Annotated in this window: 14 protein-coding genes; 10 read left to right on the forward strand and 4 right to left on the reverse strand. The window is 44.3% G+C overall.

The window, feature by feature from the left end; all coding sequences use genetic code 11:
* Window positions 1-149 precede the first annotated feature (149 nt).
* The 3 genes from ACI2IW_RS09215 (at window position 150) to ACI2IW_RS09225 (ending at window position 3,810) form a co-directional block, all read left to right on the forward strand.
* Window positions 150-1,166 (forward strand): DUF58 domain-containing protein, encoded by a 1,017-nt coding sequence (locus tag ACI2IW_RS09215; protein ID WP_404693454.1) that lies wholly within the window; start codon window positions 150-152, stop codon window positions 1,164-1,166.
* Complete coding sequence (locus tag ACI2IW_RS09220; RefSeq protein WP_404693455.1) at window positions 1,163-3,427, forward strand: transglutaminaseTgpA domain-containing protein; 2,265 nt, start codon at window positions 1,163-1,165, stop codon at window positions 3,425-3,427. Before ACI2IW_RS09215 ends, ACI2IW_RS09220 begins: the two co-directional genes overlap by 4 nt.
* Window positions 3,428-3,522: 95 nt before the next feature.
* On the forward strand, window positions 3,523-3,810 hold the full coding sequence (locus ACI2IW_RS09225; RefSeq protein ID WP_404693456.1) for a DUF4031 domain-containing protein: 288 nt from the start codon (window positions 3,523-3,525) through the stop codon (window positions 3,808-3,810).
* Between the two features lie 91 nt (window positions 3,811-3,901).
* Here ACI2IW_RS09225 and ACI2IW_RS09230 read toward each other — a convergent pair whose 3' ends face one another.
* Together ACI2IW_RS09230 and ACI2IW_RS09235 are read right to left on the reverse strand one after the other, a co-directional pair.
* The gene (locus tag ACI2IW_RS09230) at window positions 3,902-4,420 is read right to left on the reverse strand and encodes a DUF302 domain-containing protein (RefSeq protein ID WP_404693457.1); all 519 of its coding nucleotides are present in this window, start codon (window positions 4,418-4,420) and stop codon (window positions 3,902-3,904) included.
* Window positions 4,421-4,531: 111 nt separating this feature from the next.
* Entirely contained in the window at window positions 4,532-5,452 is a 921-nt protein-coding gene (locus ACI2IW_RS09235; protein WP_404693458.1) for a LysR family transcriptional regulator, read from the reverse strand.
* A 292-nt stretch (window positions 5,453-5,744) separates the two neighbouring features.
* On the opposite strand from ACI2IW_RS09235, the gene ACI2IW_RS09240 reads away from it, so the two are divergent.
* The gene (locus tag ACI2IW_RS09240) at window positions 5,745-6,875 is read left to right on the forward strand and encodes an S-(hydroxymethyl)glutathione dehydrogenase/class III alcohol dehydrogenase (RefSeq protein ID WP_057761290.1); all 1,131 of its coding nucleotides are present in this window, start codon (window positions 5,745-5,747) and stop codon (window positions 6,873-6,875) included.
* A 123-nt stretch (window positions 6,876-6,998) separates the two neighbouring features.
* Here ACI2IW_RS09240 and ACI2IW_RS09245 read toward each other — a convergent pair whose 3' ends face one another.
* Window positions 6,999-7,694 (reverse strand): haloacid dehalogenase type II, encoded by a 696-nt coding sequence (locus ACI2IW_RS09245; protein ID WP_404693459.1) that lies wholly within the window; start codon window positions 7,692-7,694, stop codon window positions 6,999-7,001.
* A gap of 44 nt (window positions 7,695-7,738) precedes the next feature.
* Window positions 7,739-8,392, reverse strand: coding sequence for a DsbA family protein (locus ACI2IW_RS09250; protein ID WP_404693460.1), 654 nt, complete (start codon window positions 8,390-8,392; stop codon window positions 7,739-7,741).
* Window positions 8,393-8,774: 382 nt separating this feature from the next.
* Between ACI2IW_RS09250 and nfsB the strand changes: the two genes are divergently transcribed.
* From nfsB to ACI2IW_RS09280, 6 genes are all read left to right on the forward strand, one after another.
* Entirely contained in the window at window positions 8,775-9,431 is a 657-nt protein-coding gene (gene nfsB / locus ACI2IW_RS09255; protein WP_404693461.1) for an oxygen-insensitive NAD(P)H nitroreductase, read from the forward strand.
* A gap of 334 nt (window positions 9,432-9,765) precedes the next feature.
* Window positions 9,766-10,437, forward strand: coding sequence for a 2Fe-2S iron-sulfur cluster-binding protein (locus ACI2IW_RS09260; protein ID WP_404693462.1), 672 nt, complete (start codon window positions 9,766-9,768; stop codon window positions 10,435-10,437).
* The gene (locus tag ACI2IW_RS09265; protein ID WP_404693463.1) at window positions 10,434-11,426 is read left to right on the forward strand and encodes an FAD binding domain-containing protein; all 993 of its coding nucleotides are present in this window, start codon (window positions 10,434-10,436) and stop codon (window positions 11,424-11,426) included. The genes ACI2IW_RS09260 and ACI2IW_RS09265 overlap by 4 nt, the downstream gene beginning before the upstream one ends.
* 2 nt (window positions 11,427-11,428) lie before the next feature.
* Window positions 11,429-13,867 carry a molybdopterin cofactor-binding domain-containing protein gene (locus ACI2IW_RS09270; RefSeq protein ID WP_404693464.1) on the forward strand — a complete coding sequence of 813 codons (2,439 nt, stop codon included), beginning with the start codon at window positions 11,429-11,431 and terminating at the stop codon, window positions 13,865-13,867.
* Between the two features lie 111 nt (window positions 13,868-13,978).
* Window positions 13,979-15,316 (forward strand): XdhC family protein, encoded by a 1,338-nt coding sequence (locus tag ACI2IW_RS09275; protein ID WP_404693465.1) that lies wholly within the window; start codon window positions 13,979-13,981, stop codon window positions 15,314-15,316.
* Entirely contained in the window at window positions 15,313-16,035 is a 723-nt protein-coding gene (locus ACI2IW_RS09280; protein WP_404693466.1) for a nucleotidyltransferase family protein, read from the forward strand. Before ACI2IW_RS09275 ends, ACI2IW_RS09280 begins: the two co-directional genes overlap by 4 nt.
* Window positions 16,036-16,039: the final 4 nt, after the last annotated feature.

A 16,039-nucleotide genomic window follows, 5' to 3' on the forward strand; every position in this document is an offset into this window, starting at 1 on the left:
TTCACTATTTATGGTATTTTCACCCGCTTTTCTCGTATTTGAATGGTTCTGAATCGATTATATCGTTCTATTCGTGAGTTTGCTTGTCAGTCAGATATAAATACAAATACTAACAGCATTGTCAATCAGATGGTAATAATAGGGTAGTCATGAGCTTGTTACCAAAGGCCTTAACCGCACCAATAAAATCAGCTCTGAGCCGCTGGTTTGCCGCGCGCGCACCTAAGAGTGATAGTGCTACGCTTAATTTGCGTAATGTCTATATTTTCTTTAGTCGTGAAGGAATGCTATTCGCCGTATTGTTAGTAATTACCTTTATCGCGGGTATCAACTATGGCAACAATTTGGTGCTTGGTTTGTGCTTTTATCTGGTCAGTATTTGGCTAATTAGTTTTCATGTTACTTTTGCTCATATATCTGGTCTGCAAGTGCGTCTGCTAGAAGTCACTATGACAGAAGCTGGCTTGCCTGTTTGGATTACGCTACAGTTGAATAGTGATAGTCGCCAACCACGGCGTCAGTTACTATTTGAATTTGAGCAGTTAGCCAATAAGAAAACCAAAAATGGCATAAATGCGCAAAGTTCAGTGCTTATCACGCGATTACAAGGTGAGAAAGTCATTCGACTGCCTATTCAAACCAATACTCGTGGTCAGCTTGAACTGCCGCGGTTAAAAATAAAAACAGTTTATCCTCTAGGTATCATGCGTGCATGGTCTTATGTTTACTTTGCGCGTACAGCTTGGGTATATCCAAAACCTGAAGTTTTTGATTGGCAAGCAAAATATGCAATCGCAAGCTTAGAGGATTTACCAACAGGTGGGCAGTATAGACAGGGTCAGGACGACTTTGAGCGACTAGATAACTATGTCGAGGGTGAGTCATTGGCCCGAGTCTCTTGGGGGCATGTGGCGCGGGGACAAGGTATGCTGACCAAGCACTTCGCTGATCCGGTCGGTCATGAGCAAACGCTTGATTATGCAGATATGCCAGCTGCACATCACGAGCAAAAACTTGCACAATTGGCTTATGGCGCATTGACGCTGGGTCAGCTAGGCGTGCCGTTTCAAATGCGTTTACCTAGTGATACTCCTGCTACTGCGGAGATGGGTAACGGGGAATCCTTTGCGCAAGCATGCTTGCTAAGGCTTGCGAAAGCACCATGACCAACTCTAAACGCTCATCTTCTGCTGATGTTGATACACTGTCCACAGAGTATTCTGCGGTCGATGCTACAAAAAGGGCTAGCTTTGAGCAGTTGGCTTTAGGTCAAAAAGTCTCAATTCGACCTGAGCGAAATGGCGCTAAATGGTATCGTAAGTTATTTGCACTGCCAGCTTATTATTGGGTATTAATTGCTCAAGTCGTCGTTGTGTTACCGCATGCCGCACATTTACCATTATGGTTGATAGGATTTGCCGCCGTCAGTATCGCCGCTCAATTGCCTCATATCAAAGCTAAATTCAAACAAATATCGCACCTAAAGCGTATTTATCAAAGTGTACAAATGCTAGGCTTTCTGCTGGGGCTATTAGGTCTGTGGCTAACTTACAATACAGCATTTGGGCTCGATATGGGCGTGGCGTTTTTGGTGCTATGCCTAGTTAGTAAGCTATGGGAGCTGTATAAGTGCCGCGATGCCTATGTGGTGTTGAATTTATCATTGTTCGTGCTTGCGGCATTGTTTTTGCTGGACCAAGGTTTACTGACTACTTTAGAAGTGATCGTTGGCGCAGTCATTGTATTGCTAGCATTCATTGCGCTTAATGATGATAGCAATGCTAACGGTGATGGACGCTTGCGTACATTGGGCGTGTTAGGGGTTGGTGCATTGCCATTATTGGTGGTACTATTTTTGTTTTTTCCGAGACTGCCACCGCTGTGGTCCGTACAGCTCTCCGGTCAGCAAGCCGTTACAGGTGTGTCTGATAGCATGTCTCCTGGTGATTTTGCCAATTTAGGGCAGTCAACTGAGCTAGCCTTTCGCGTAGAGTTTGCTGATGAGCGCCCGCCGCAACAGCAGTTGTATTGGCGCGGTTTGGTATTTAGTGATTTCGATGGTGTTACATGGCGTCCGGCTTCCCAAAAGGGTCAATGGTCGTCGAGATTGCAAGCACCTGCATGGATTCAGAATGCCTTTGCTACTGTACCTGATGAATCAAGGGCGGCACCTGTCAATTACAAGGTTATCTTAGAACCTACTCAGCAAAACTGGCTATTTGGTCTTGATTATCCGTTCTCCCAGCAGTCAGATATCAATACTACCTCTGAATTTACCTTATCAAAGGATCAACCTGTTACGCAGCAGCTTCGCTATGATGTATTGCAGTTTGCACAGATGCGTATTGATCCGGTTCTGACAGAGGCATCAAGACGTGAGAACCTTGCCTTACCTAACGAAGGTAACCCTCAAGCACGCGCGCTTGCTAAGCAATTATTTGAGCAATCAGGTTCAGACCCTGTTCGCTACATCGCTGCTATTGAGCAATGGATTAATCGAACAGAGTTTCGCTATACGCTGTCGCCACCACGGCTAAATACCAATCGGATTGACGAGTTTTTATTTGAAACCAAAGCAGGGTTCTGTGAGCATTATTCGTCAAGCTTTACCTTTATGCTACGCGCCGCTGGTATTCCTGCACGAGTAGTAGCCGGCTATCAAGGCGGTGAGCCGAGTCGCAATGGCAACGTATGGGAAGTGCGGCAAATGGATGCACACGCATGGACTGAGGTTTGGCTTGAGGGCCAAGGCTGGGTACGTGTAGATCCGACAGCTTTTGTGGCGCCTGAGCGAGTAGAGCAAGGCATGAATACGATGACCCAGCAGCAGGGGGCAGCCATGTTTGGCAATGGTGCCAGTGCACAGATCAGCTATCAGCAGTATCAAATGCTGCAAACGCTACGCCGATTATCAGACCAAGCGAGCTACTACTGGCAAAAAGACGTAGTCGGCTATGACCAAGACAAACAGGCCGACTCGCTACTCAAATGGTTCAATATCAGCTCAATCATGCAGCAAATCATTTGGTTAGCCACCAGTGCGGTTTCCGTTATGGCTATCTTAATATTTGTCATTTGGTATCGCCGCCGCAAACGTTGGCACCCAGCAGACCTACCTCTTGCTCAGCTCTCAAAACGTGTTGCCAAACATGATAAATTATTAGCTCGCAATGATAATGAAGGGCAGCTAGCTTGGTTGGAACGTTTGGCATCAGCTATTGATAGCCGTAAGGATAACAATGCTCACTCTGCTACGAGTCAGCTAACAGATAGTAGCGACCCAATCGTTATTCAGACAAAGCTTATTGAAATTAGACAAAACTACCGTCAGTTACGCTATGGACGACTGAGTACATTTGATGGCAGTCATAGCGAGTATCAAGAACGACTCAAACAACTTAAAAAAGATGTACGTGCATTGTTATAAAGGTTTTTGGTGATAGTGCTATTAAGTTGTTAAGTTGTTTTGAGCTAATTAAAAAATAGATAAGCGAATTAGTGAATAAGTAGAGAGGCGGTTATATGGCGATATATGTAGATTTTGTGCAGATAAAATTCAAAGGCCATAAGTGGTGTCATATGCTGGCCGATAGCTTGCAAGAGCTGCATGATTTTGCTGCGTTTATTGGTGTGGATGCGCGTCTATTTCATCGTAATGCCAGCTACCCTCATTATGATATCACGGTTCAAATGCGTGAAATCGCTATTGCACAAGGTGCTATTCCTGCCGATAGAAAAAAGATTATCGAGTGCGCAAAGAAATTAAAAGTAGAGTTGAATGACCAGATAGAGCAATCTAGTCATTCTTGATATGAGGGATTTTCAAGTAAATAAGTAATACTTCCGCTCCACATTTCACTTATTTACTCGAATGTATATTTATTCAACTATACCGAGCGCATTATTTTGCTATTGCTGCAGTACTGATAGCGTTAAGCGCTTTTGAGATATTAGCAATCTCGGTATCGCAACCTTTTATATTGTGGCGTGTCTTGAGGTAGTCAGGGTTGTTGTATGACAGCCATACTTTTTTATCGGCATCTTCGCTAATTAAGATTTTTTGCGGCAAATCAATGGCAACGGTTTGCTCACAGTTCATTAATGGCGTACCTGCTTTAGGGTTACCAAACATAACGACTTGCGTTGGTCTCAATGATAAGTCGGCACTCTGTGCATTTTTCTGATGATCGACTCGTGCAAATACTTTCATACCCTTGCTTTCGATAACTGAGACCAGTTTGTCTGCGGTATCTTGGACGGAGTGATTGCTTTGTAAAGTTACCAAGCCTTTTTCGGGATTGATAGAGGTTGGTGTGTCTGTCATAGCACCGGTGCTATTGGTTTTATCCAGCAGCGTATCGATACTGGCACAAGAAGAAACGGCTACTGCTAGTGCAGCGATAGAGACGATTTTAATCATAATTACACCTATAAGTTGTCTGTAGTATGGTCAGTCTTAACTATAATGAGCAACATCGAATATTCATTGTGCGTAATCAGGTTTGTGATTGCAATACGTCTTAACAGAACGTTAAACCAAATGTTCTGCCAAATAATCTACGAGCAGCCTAATCTTTGGTGATAAATGACGGTTATGTGGATAAATGGCCCAAATGCTTTCTTCGGGCTCTCTATAGTCATCAAGTAAACTGACTAACTCGCCAGACGCTAAGTACTTTTGCACATAATAATCAGGCAGCTGTACGATACCCAGCCCTTTTAGTGCAGCATCGACCAGACTATAGCCGCTATTATATTGCACCGTACCAGAGACACGCAGGTTCCTTTCTACGCTCGTTTGTTGGTTGTCCGTCTTACCATGAGTATGACTGTTCTCTTTTGTTTTAGTGGTATCTATAAAGTGCCAGTAGTCACGAGTACCCAATAGGCAGTTATGTTGACTTAAATCACTTAAATGATGTGGTATGCCGTGTTTTTTTAGATAAGAGGGTGCCGCGCAGACAAAGTTAGTACGCAGGCTAAGTTTCTTTGCCATCATCGTCGAGTCATGCAATTTGCCAATACGAATGGCCAAATCATAACCCCCTTCAATCAAGTCGATTTTCTGGTTACTCAAAAAGGCAGTCACTTCGATATCGTGATACTGCATCATAAAATCATTGATGAGTGGTAATAACTGCTGCTCACCATAAGTAACGGGCGCTGTCAGTTTGATTCGGCCTTGGGGCTTTGACTGCAAATTACTGACAGCCTGCTCAGCCGCATCCAAGCCATCGAGCACACTACGGCAATGCTGATAGAACACGCGACCTTCTTCTGTTAATGATACTTTGCGTGTCGTACGATAGAGGAGTTTAATATTAAGGCGTTTTTCTAACGCGCTGATTTGCCGGCTTACTTGTGCAGTCGAGATACCCAGCTCTTTTGCACCACGTGTAAAGCTCTCGAATTCTGCGACATAGACAAACTCACTAATCCCTTCCCAGCGCATGATTATTACCAATATGTAAAAGATATTTGCAAATATAGCATATTGTTATCCGCTCAGAAATAAATATAATGGTTGGCATCAATGTAAACAGATGATGTTTTACTGTCATCGATGCTTGCCTATGTAGGGCAGGCAAGATAAGCTCAGTCTATGTTTATTTGTTTTAACTATAGATATAGTAAACGCCAGAAGCCATAAAATGCGTTAGCAAGTGACTAGAATGGCTTGCACTTATCGTAAAACTGTCATGTCATCACCCATAAATAACAATCAATTAAAAAGAGAGATTCTTATGTCAGATAAATTTATCAAATCAAAAGCCGCCATCGCGTGGGGTCCAAAGCAGCCATTATCTATTGAAGAAGTGGACGTCATGCTACCGCGCAAAGGCGAAGTATTGGTAAAAATCGTCGCCAGTGGTGTCTGTCACACAGATGCTTTTACCTTATCTGGCGAAGACCCAGAAGGCGTATTCCCTGCGATTTTGGGTCATGAAGGCGGCGGTATCGTTGAGCAAGTTGGCGAAGGCGTGACCAGCGTTCAGGTCGGTGACCATGTCATTCCGTTATACACGGCAGAATGCGGCGTCTGTAAAATGTGCCGCTCAGGTAAAACCAATCTTTGCTCGGCAGTGCGCGAGACTCAAGGCAAAGGCTTGATGCCAGATGGCACTACACGTTTTTATAAAGACGGCGAGCCTATCTATCATTATATGGGTTGCTCAACTTTCTCTGAGTACACGGTTTTACCAGAGATTTCTTTGGCTAAAGTCAATAAAGAAGCACCATTAGAAGAAGTTTGCTTGCTTGGTTGCGGTGTGACTACTGGCATGGGCGCGGTCATGAATACTGCAAAAGTTGAAGAGGGCGCTACAGTCGCTATCTTTGGACTGGGCGGTATTGGACTGTCAGCAGTGATTGGTGCTGCTATGGCAAAAGCCAGCCGTATCATCGCGATTGATATCAATGAAAGCAAGTTTGAGCTAGCCAAAAAGCTAGGGGCAACTGACTGTATTAACCCGAAAGATTACGACAAACCAATTCAGGAAGTTATCGTTGAGCTAACCGATGGCGGTGTCGATTATTCGTTTGAATGTATCGGTAATGTCGATGTTATGCGTTCAGCGCTAGAGTGCTGCCACAAAGGTTGGGGCGAGTCGGTCATTATCGGTGTGGCTGGCGCTGGACAAGAAATCTCAACCCGTCCATTCCAGTTAGTGACTGGTCGAGTCTGGAAAGGTTCCGCATTTGGCGGTGTAAAAGGTCGCACAGAACTACCAGGTTATGTCGAGCGTTATCTAGCGGGCGAGATTCCTTTACAAGACTTTATTACCCACACGATGCCAATAGAAGACGTCAACGAAGCGTTTGACTTGATGCACAAAGGCGAAAGTATCCGTACGGTTGTACATTTCTCAGAGTAATCAATGATGGCAGTAACGACATTATTGTCTTAGAAATGCTTTGTTAAAAATAAAAAGGCTGCTTCAGTATTGAAGCAGCCTTTTTTAATGTTATTTGCAGACATAGCTCAAAGGTTAAATGTATCAAGCATTCTTTTTACTAATGATTTGATCCGCTAGTGTCGATAAATCTGATGCGGTCAAATCAGGAACTGGTACATTAGGCGCATTTAGCATCGCATTATAAGGACGGGTCAAAAATGCACCGCGACAACCTGCTGCCTGCGCACCTATAGTATCCCAGAGATGACAGGCAACAAGACACAAGTCTGATGTGTCAACGGCTAGCGTATCAGCCACCAATTGGTATGTATCAGGTGCTGGCTTGAACTTGCCAACAGTCTCAATGCTAAAGTGCTGCTCAAAGAATTGACTGAGACCAGCTTTTTCTAATGGCGTTGGAGACGCACTGCTTGCTGAATTGGTCAGCGTGACCAGTCGAAACCCTGCATCGCGCAAACGAGTCAGTGCTGGTGCAGCATCAGGATGGGCAGGTAACGAACTCATTCTTTCTTTGAACTCATTGATATCGGCATCTGTCAAAGTCACTTGTCTGATATCAGCAACCATTCGCAGAGCACCAACCCCGAGCTCGCCAAAAGGTGTATAGAGGCCGGACAACGTCATAGTTTGCGAGTACAGTACCAGCTGAGCGAACCATTCTCGCAGTACTCTTTGCTTGCCAAAGACACGGGTGAATAAAGGCGTTAGCGTATCGATGTCGAGCAATGTTTCATTGACGTCGAACACAATGATCGAGGGAAAGCGTTCAGAAGACATAAAGTATCCTTTTATAGAATGACATTTTTATAACGTCGTATGGTTTACTCAGTCATGTTGGCCAATTGCTCTAAAATACTGATGTAGTTTTCGACCCCTTGAGCACCGCTGACCAGATGACGCTCATTAAAGATAATCGCTGGTACACTTTGGATGCCTTGCTGTTGCCAATGCTGTTCTTCTGCTCGTACTTCTTTCGCAAAGAATTGACCTTCTAACACTGCCAATGATTCACTACGATCAAGCCCAGTTTCTGCTGCAATATCGGCAAGCACATTGATATCGGAGATATCTCTGTTATTGGTGAAATGCGCGGCAAATAAGGCTTGCTTTAACTCATGCATGCGGCCTTGTTGATCAGCGAAATGTAGCAGCTGATGCAAGTTAAAGGTGTTGTGCATACGTGTGTCATTATTGAAATTAAATTCAAAGCCAACTTCCTGTCCAGCTTCAGTCATTCTGACTCGACTAGCATCTGACTCTTGTTTAGTAGAGCCGTACTTCTCGATGATGTGCTCACGTAGGTTTTGACCTTCGCTTGGCATATTTGGGTTTAGCTCAAACGGATGCCAGTGGATAGTGTGAGCGGTATTGGTTTGCTCAAGCGCTGCTGCCAATTGACGATAGCCGATAACGCACCAAGGGCAGACGACGTCTGAGACGATATCTATTCGAAGTGGTTTTTCTGATGTGCTCATATGTCCTCGCAGGTATTATTATGTATGTTTTGTTTGGGATGTATATATAGTGGCATATCATTTGGAATCAAGCAGATATACCTAGTTATCAGACAACTATAACTAGTTACCATATATCAAGTCAGTTCATACTAAGAGAATGACTAAGTGATTACAATGTAGTCTGCGCAGTCGGCGTCGCCAATTCGGTAGCGTAATTGTAACCATTACTAATAAGAAAGTAGGCGTTTTGCAATACGCTGACTCAGTCATAACAAAACCTACGAATACTTAACCAAGCAGGCATAGTTATAAAATAGCTTTTTATTTAAAGTGACTTCGATAAATAGCAATCGAAGAAGAAAAATTCTAAGAAGAACAAATATCAATAACGGAGTCATAGATGAAAAATATCACTGAAGCAATGAACTGGCGCTACAGCACTAAAGAATTTGTTACCAATAAGAAAATCTCAGCAGAAGATTTCCAGAGTCTAAAGAATATTTTGCGCCTCAGTCCTTCGAGTACCAACATTCAGCCTTGGCATTTTGTCATTGCTGATGATGAAGCTGGTAAAGCCCGAATCGCAAAAGGCACTGAGGGCATGTATGAGTTCAACGATGCCAAAGTAAAAGGTGCCTCGCACGTCATTGTATTCTGTAGCCGTGTCTATGCAGATGATGAGTTTTTGGATGACATCTTAGAAAAAGAAGATGCAGATGGTCGTTTCGCAGAGCCAAAATTTAAAGAGCAAATGCACCAGACGCGTAAAATGTTTTTGGACATTCGTCGTTATGAGCAAAAGGACGAGCCACATTGGTTGATAGAGCAATTGTATCTCAATATGGGCGCTTTGCTACTAGGAGCTGCAACTTTGGGTATTGATGCGGTGCCGATGGAAGGCGCGGATTTGAAAGCACTTAATGAAGAGTTTGATTTGCGTAGTAAAGGCTACACCGCTGTGGCAGTCGTATCACTTGGTTATCGTAGTAAAGAGGACTTTAACGCTGAGCTGCCAAAATCACGTTTTGATGAAGAAACGATTATCACGAAAGCCTAGCCAGTTATTAGCTAAGCAAAGAACATTTTTAATAGACATATCTACTAAATACTATACGTAAAAAGTCTATTTAAGAGCCTCATAAGCTGACTGTTTATGAGGCTTTTTTTTAGGGATTTCCTTTGAAATAACGTTAAAAACTGAGGATAAAAAATATACCACCTATTAGCAGCGCTAACATTTCGATACTCTCGCAGATTAGAAACTACACTGGAATCCCTACAAAGTAAAAACAAAACAACTGTTTTCATACGTCATAATAAATTTATTGACGCTGTCATTTTGAAGCGTATTTCATTATTCCATTATATTCATCTGCCAGCGAGAAGCCAGCATGTCTACTTTGACCTTAACAATCAATAAGCAAGATTATCAGCTTGAAAATCTTGACGCCCGTACGACACTGCTCGACGTCTGTCGTCAGCACCTACAAATTACTGGACCCAAAAAAGGCTGCGACCATGGTCAATGCGGGGCATGTACCATGCTCATCAATGGACGACGGGTTAATTCTTGTCTGACACTCGCCGTTATGCATGATGGTGATGACATCACAACGATCGAAGGCATTGGAATGCCAGAGTCATTATCGGCATTGCAGCAAGCATTTAAAGACAATGATGCTTTTCAGTGCGGATATTGCACGCCAGGTCAGATTTGCTCAGCGACCGCATTGATAGAAGAAGTGAAGCAAAACTGGCCAAGCTATGTCAGCACAGACTTAAAAAATCCTGATGGTCTCCTTGTACAAGAAATTGCTGAGCGCATGAGCGGTAACATCTGCCGCTGCTCAGCTTATCCAAATATTATCAAAGCCATTTCACAAGTGCTTGAAAGTCAGGTATCAGATAGTCAAATACAAGAAGCTAGTACTCAAACAACAGACAATACAGTGCAAAACTCAAGCGTGACAGGTATCTGGTCACCGCCACCGAGCGAGGCACAACTTGGTAAGACCTCAGCGAAGAATAAAACAGCAACTGCTATGACAGGAGGCCGCTCATGAAACGCTTTGAATATAGTCGTGCTGATGCACCAGAGCAAGCGGCAATATCCGCCAGTACCAAAGATACGTCTTTTATCGCAGGCGGTACCAACTTATTAGACTTGATGAAATTGGAGATTGAGACACCAATTAAATTGGTCGATATTACCCGTTTAGAATTAGAGCAAGTTGAAACCACTGCCGACGGTGGTCTGCGTATTGGCACGCTTGTGACCAATAGTGATTTGGCGGCGCATCCTGAAGTTATTGCAAATTACCCCGTATTATCCCGAGCGATTTTGGCAGGGGCGACTGGACAGCTGCGTAATAAAGCAACGACTGGCGGCAATTTCTTACAGCGTACTCGTTGCTATTATTTTTATCAGACAGACAGTGCTTGCAATAAGCGTGAGCCGGGCACAGGTTGTCCTGCTATTAACGGCGAGAACCGTACGCTGGCTATTTTAGGTACTAGCGATGCCTGTATCGCTCAGCATCCATCTGATATGGCAGTGGCCATGCGCTTGTTGGATGCCACTATCGAAACAGTTAAGGCGGACGGCTCGACTCGTTCTATCAATGTAAAAGACTTTTATTGCCTGCCAAAAGATACGCCGCATATCGAAAATGTATTAGAAGCAGGTGAGTTAATTACTCACGTTGTATTACCTGCGCCTATTAAGGGTATGCATACTTATGACAAAGTGCGCGATCGCGCCTCTTATGCATTTGCACTCGTATCCTGTGCAGCAGTAATAGACGCTGACGATAGCGGCAATCTGAAAACGGTACGATTGGCATTTGGTGGTATCGGTACTGAGCCATGGCGTAATGAGGAAGTTGAGGCGCTATTAACAGATACCGATGGCAATACTGATGTCATCACGCAAGCTGCCGATCTGTTATTGAATGATGCTAAAGGTAATGGTCAAAACGACTTTAAGATACCGTTGACGCGTCGCCTACTAAAACAAGTCATTCAGCGCGCACTAGCGGGCGAGGGAGCATAATCATGTCATTATTTGAATCAATCACTCAGTCAGAACCGACCAAAAAAATGACTATGGATGAGCCTGTTGAGTCTTTGTTTAGCACAACGGCGAGCAAACTGGTTGGTAAGCCAATTAACCGTGTTGACGGCTCGCTGAAGGTTAGTGGTCAAGCGCCTTACAGTGCTGAAATCCATTTAGACAATAAAGCGTACGGTGTCTTGGTCGGTGCGACCATTGCCAAAGGACAAGTCGAAAATATCGATAGTAGTTCTTTAGACGGCATTCCTAATATTATCAAGGTCGTGACAGATCCTAAGCACTTCTTGCGTAATTCTCAGCAAGGCGGATTGAAAAAAGCCCCGAAGCAGGGAGCGACTGAGATTTTTTATCATGGTCAGCCTATTGCGGTGGTCATCGCTGAAACCTTTGAGGCAGCAACGGAAGGAGCGAATGCGCTTAAAGTCACTTATAAAGATGAGACTGACCAAGCGGCATTGAATTTTACCAAAGAGTTGTCTAACGCCCATGAAGTTGATGAGAAAAAAGGCTCTGACAAAAATTATGTCCAAGGCGATCCTGAGCAAGGATTGGCTGATGCTGAAGTAACACTTGATCGCTTTTATTATACGCCAAGTCAAAACAGCTCGGCGATGGAGCCACATGCAACATTGGCACATTGGGAAGGTGAGAAACTCGTTCTTTACACGGCCAATCAAATGCTGGCGTCTTGCAAGCAACAAGTCATGGATGCGCTAGACTTAAATAAAGATCAAGTTCAGCTGATCGCGCACTATGTCGGTGGCGGGTTCGGTAGCAAGCTCGGTATTGCACCTGAATCTATTGCTGCTGCCATTGCGTCAAAAGAGCTTGGTCGTCCAATATTGATTACCATGACCCGTCCACAAGTGATGGAAGCGACAGTTAGACGCTCAAACACTCGTCAGCGCATTGCGATTGGCTGTGACAAGGATGGCGTTATTGATACATTAATCCACGATACTATTTCTAGTAATTTGCCAGACGAGGCGTTCTTTGAACCAACTGCCTTGTCTACGCACTATCTATACAGTGGTAAAAACCGCCGTGTAAATTATGAAATGGTCGACATGAACCAAGTATTGTCAGGCTCGATGCGCGCACCTGGCGAAGCGGTCGGTATGATTGCTGTTGAATGTGCAATGGATGAATTGGCTGCGCAATTGGACCTTGATCCTATAGAGCTGCGCCGCCGTAATGAACCCGAAAAAGACCCTAGTAAGGATATTCCATTTTCGACGCGCCAGCTGATTGCCTGTATGGAGCAAGGTGCTGAGCAGTTTGGTTGGAGTCAGCGTAACATAAAGCCTGCTAGCCAATTAGAAGGCGACTGGTGGATAGGCACAGGCATGGCTGCTGCCGCACGTGGTAATCAGTTACAGTCTTCTGAAGCGCGCGCAACGCTGCAAATCGATAAGTCAAAAGCGCTTGGTGTCAAAGCAGTTATCGAGACAGATATGACGGATATCGGTACAGGGTCTTATACAGTGTTTTCTCAGGTAGCAGCAGATTTATTAGGACTACCTATCGACCATATCGAGATGAAATTAGGTGATAGTGCCTTACCACCTGCATCAGGTTCAGGTGGTAGCTGGGGCGCAGCGAGTGCAGGTAGTGGCGTCTATCTCGCTTGTGAGCAGTTGCGTGAGATGCTAGCAGCAAAAGTCGGTCTATACCCTGATACGATTCAGCTAGACAATGGTCAAATTAAGCAAGTAGGCAAGCACGACTTAACAGCGGTAGAGGCAGCCAAAGAGAATGGTCAAGCGTTTGCTGATAGCACTATTGATAAAATATCTGAAACGACCGGAGTCTCATTTTCAGAGAATGTATTAGAAGAACAGTCAGATTCAGAAAAATATGATTTTGACAATACGGAGTCATATGCACTTGCTGACGTGGTAGCGGGCTATGATGAGCAAAAAGTCAGTGCTAAAGGACAGATAAAGCCAGGTAAAAATGGTAAGAAGTATCGTCAGTCCTCTTTTGGTGCGAACTTTGCTGAAGTAGCCGTGCATAAGGTGACGGGTGAGATTCGAGTGAAACGTATGACGGGTGCATTTGCCGCAGGTCGTATTCTTAACCATAAGACAGCAACCTCGCAATGCTATGGCGGCATGGTATTTGGTATTGGTTCAGCGTTAATGGAAGAAGTCATTCATGATAAACGTGACGGTCGCCTATGTAACCATGATCTCGCTGAATATCATGTGCCAGTCAATGCCGACGTACCACAGTTAGATGTGATATTGGTAGAAGAGGATGATCCTTATACCAACCCAATGCATATCAAGGGTATTGGTGAGACAGCTATTGCTGGTGCTGCCGCTGCGATTGCTAACGCTGTATACAATGCCGTCGGCGTACGTGTTTATGATTTTCCGATTACGCTTGATAAGCTGCTTTACGAGATGCCAGAGTAATTTTTTAAGCCATATGTACGACAGGAACCCGCTTAATGAGCGGGTTTTTATAACTCAATCAGCAGTATGTTTCGTCATTATCAAGAAAATAACTACCAAATAAGAGGCGTTATGAATCAGGTCGCTGACATTCTTAATCTGGCAATCAAAGCTAAGCAACAAGGTATTGATGCTGTATTGGCAACGGTCGTACGTACTGAAGGCTCAGCATATCGCCGTGCTGGCGCGATGATGCTTATCTGTGAGGATGGTCGCTCAGTTGGGATGATTAGTGGTGGCTGCTTGGAGCCGCACATTATTAAACGTGCCTTTTGGCTTACTCGTAACGGTGCCAATGTTCAAGTTTATCAGACGGGTGATGACATTAAATATGCTGACGATGGCCAAGCGCAAGCAGGCGTGAAGCAAACTGAGTCTGATATATATGATGAGCCAGATAGCGATTTAGATAGCGACTTAGATGGCGGTTTAGACAACGCAGACTTTGATGAGCTAAATTTCGGATTGGGCTGTAATGGGCGAGTGCATGTATTATTTGAGCGACTAACGACAGCAACGCCATTGCTAGAGACAATCCGTAATGTTCGACGTACTCAGCAGCCGATTACTGTAGCGACTTTAATTCGTACTAACGACTATCAGCACCAAGATTCTATATCACAGAACAGTAATAATTTGCGCACTGGGATGAGAGTTAATTTAGATGAATACTACAATTTGGGAAGCATTTCTGCACAAGGGAAAACAGCGTTTTCAAGCATACTTGCCAATACCGTAGAAGAGTTAGCAGAATATAAGCTGTCTGATAAAAATGCCGAATATGTGACGGTGGAAAACGGCAAGGTAACAACAGAGTGGCTCGTGCAACGCCTGCAACCACAATTGCGTCTATTGATTTGCGGGGCAGGTAACGATGTGATGCCACTGGTGACCATGGCTAAACTACAAGATTGGCATGTAACAGTTATAGATAGTCGCGCGCAATATGCGACGCGTATGCGGTTTCCTCAAGCGGATGCTGTGATGTCGCTACCTTTAGATGACAGTGAGACTTTGCTTGAGCTCAGTAATAACACAGCAGTTGCTCTGATGTCACACAGCTTAAGTCAAGATCGCGCTCGCTTAGCAATACTGCTCGAGCATTCAGACAATTATAAATACTTAGGACAGTTAGGGCCGCGCTATCGGACCGAACGCTTGATTAATGAAATTAGCATAAACCTTAGCAATCCTGCTATGTTAGCAGCTGGCATTCATAAATTACATTATCCGATTGGTTATAAGCTGGGTGGAGATGGCCCTGAGGCACTCGCGCTCGGCATCATGGCAGAGATTAATGCAGTCATGCACGATCAAGACGCTCCAGTAATCGGCTCGCATAACGATTTTTCAAATATTCCAGCGGTGAGTAATGATACGGATGCCAATACTGTCCAGAGTGGCGTATGAGTAAGCGTGCATTTACAGAAGGTGCTGAACATACAGAAAGTACTAAACAGCAGAGCCAGAACCATGCGGTCATTATCTTGGCAAGTGGCCTCAGTCAGCGTATCGGTCAACCTAAGCAGCTACTCGTTAAGAATGGCGAGCCATTAATTACTTATATGACTCGATTGGCAATAACGACCAATCCGCAAGTTATTGTCATTGTCATCCCTGATAACCATCGTTTGATTGCTAGTACGATGATAGAGTTGGCTAATCAATATCCAACGGTTCAAATAGTGGTGAACTCACAAGCTGATACTGGTATGGCGCATAGTTTGAGTCTGGGTGTTGAGGCAGTTGTTACTTTTGAAACGACTTCAATCAACCGAGTGCTAATCATAGGGGTCGATCAAGTATTGTTAGATGAGCCACATTTAACCGCTTTGCTAGCGGGCGAGCAGCCAGTAGTAGCCAGTCGCTATCACAGTTGGCAACGTTTAGAAACACATCAAAATCAAGCTGAAAAGGTATCTGATATCATAGGTCTGCCTTTAGTAATTGACTATAAACTGCTGAGACAGTGGCAGTCAGGATTAACAGGAGATAAAGGGCTTCGTCACCTCATTAGAGGGTTGCCCGCTGATCAAATAGGTGAGGTCGATAATGACCAACTCAGCTACGATATTGATACGCCCGAGCAGCTAGCCTATGCCAAACAACAAGGCTGGCTTGATAGTTAGCCTG

Source organism: Psychrobacter sp. NPDC078501 (assembly GCF_044900935.1).
Classification (GTDB): Bacteria; Pseudomonadota; Gammaproteobacteria; order Pseudomonadales; family Moraxellaceae; genus Psychrobacter.

Excerpts from the sequence above, each read along its gene's own strand:
- ACI2IW_RS09215 (WP_404693454.1), top strand. The coding sequence starts at position 150 with ATGAGCTTGTTACCAAAGGCCTTAACCGCACCAATAAAATCAGCTCTG.
- ACI2IW_RS09220 (WP_404693455.1), top strand. The coding sequence starts at position 1,163 with ATGACCAACTCTAAACGCTCATCTTCTGCTGATGTTGATACACTGTCC.
- ACI2IW_RS09225 (WP_404693456.1), top strand. The coding sequence starts at position 3,523 with ATGGCGATATATGTAGATTTTGTGCAGATAAAATTCAAAGGCCATAAG.
- ACI2IW_RS09230 (WP_404693457.1), bottom strand. The coding sequence starts at position 4,420 with ATGATTAAAATCGTCTCTATCGCTGCACTAGCAGTAGCCGTTTCTTCT.
- ACI2IW_RS09235 (WP_404693458.1), bottom strand. The coding sequence starts at position 5,452 with ATGCGCTGGGAAGGGATTAGTGAGTTTGTCTATGTCGCAGAATTCGAG.
- ACI2IW_RS09240 (WP_057761290.1), top strand. The coding sequence starts at position 5,745 with ATGTCAGATAAATTTATCAAATCAAAAGCCGCCATCGCGTGGGGTCCA.
- ACI2IW_RS09245 (WP_404693459.1), bottom strand. The coding sequence starts at position 7,694 with ATGTCTTCTGAACGCTTTCCCTCGATCATTGTGTTCGACGTCAATGAA.
- ACI2IW_RS09250 (WP_404693460.1), bottom strand. The coding sequence starts at position 8,392 with ATGAGCACATCAGAAAAACCACTTCGAATAGATATCGTCTCAGACGTC.
- nfsB (WP_404693461.1), top strand. The coding sequence starts at position 8,775 with ATGAAAAATATCACTGAAGCAATGAACTGGCGCTACAGCACTAAAGAA.
- ACI2IW_RS09260 (WP_404693462.1), top strand. The coding sequence starts at position 9,766 with ATGTCTACTTTGACCTTAACAATCAATAAGCAAGATTATCAGCTTGAA.
- ACI2IW_RS09265 (WP_404693463.1), top strand. The coding sequence starts at position 10,434 with ATGAAACGCTTTGAATATAGTCGTGCTGATGCACCAGAGCAAGCGGCA.
- ACI2IW_RS09270 (WP_404693464.1), top strand. The coding sequence starts at position 11,429 with ATGTCATTATTTGAATCAATCACTCAGTCAGAACCGACCAAAAAAATG.
- ACI2IW_RS09275 (WP_404693465.1), top strand. The coding sequence starts at position 13,979 with ATGAATCAGGTCGCTGACATTCTTAATCTGGCAATCAAAGCTAAGCAA.
- ACI2IW_RS09280 (WP_404693466.1), top strand. The coding sequence starts at position 15,313 with ATGAGTAAGCGTGCATTTACAGAAGGTGCTGAACATACAGAAAGTACT.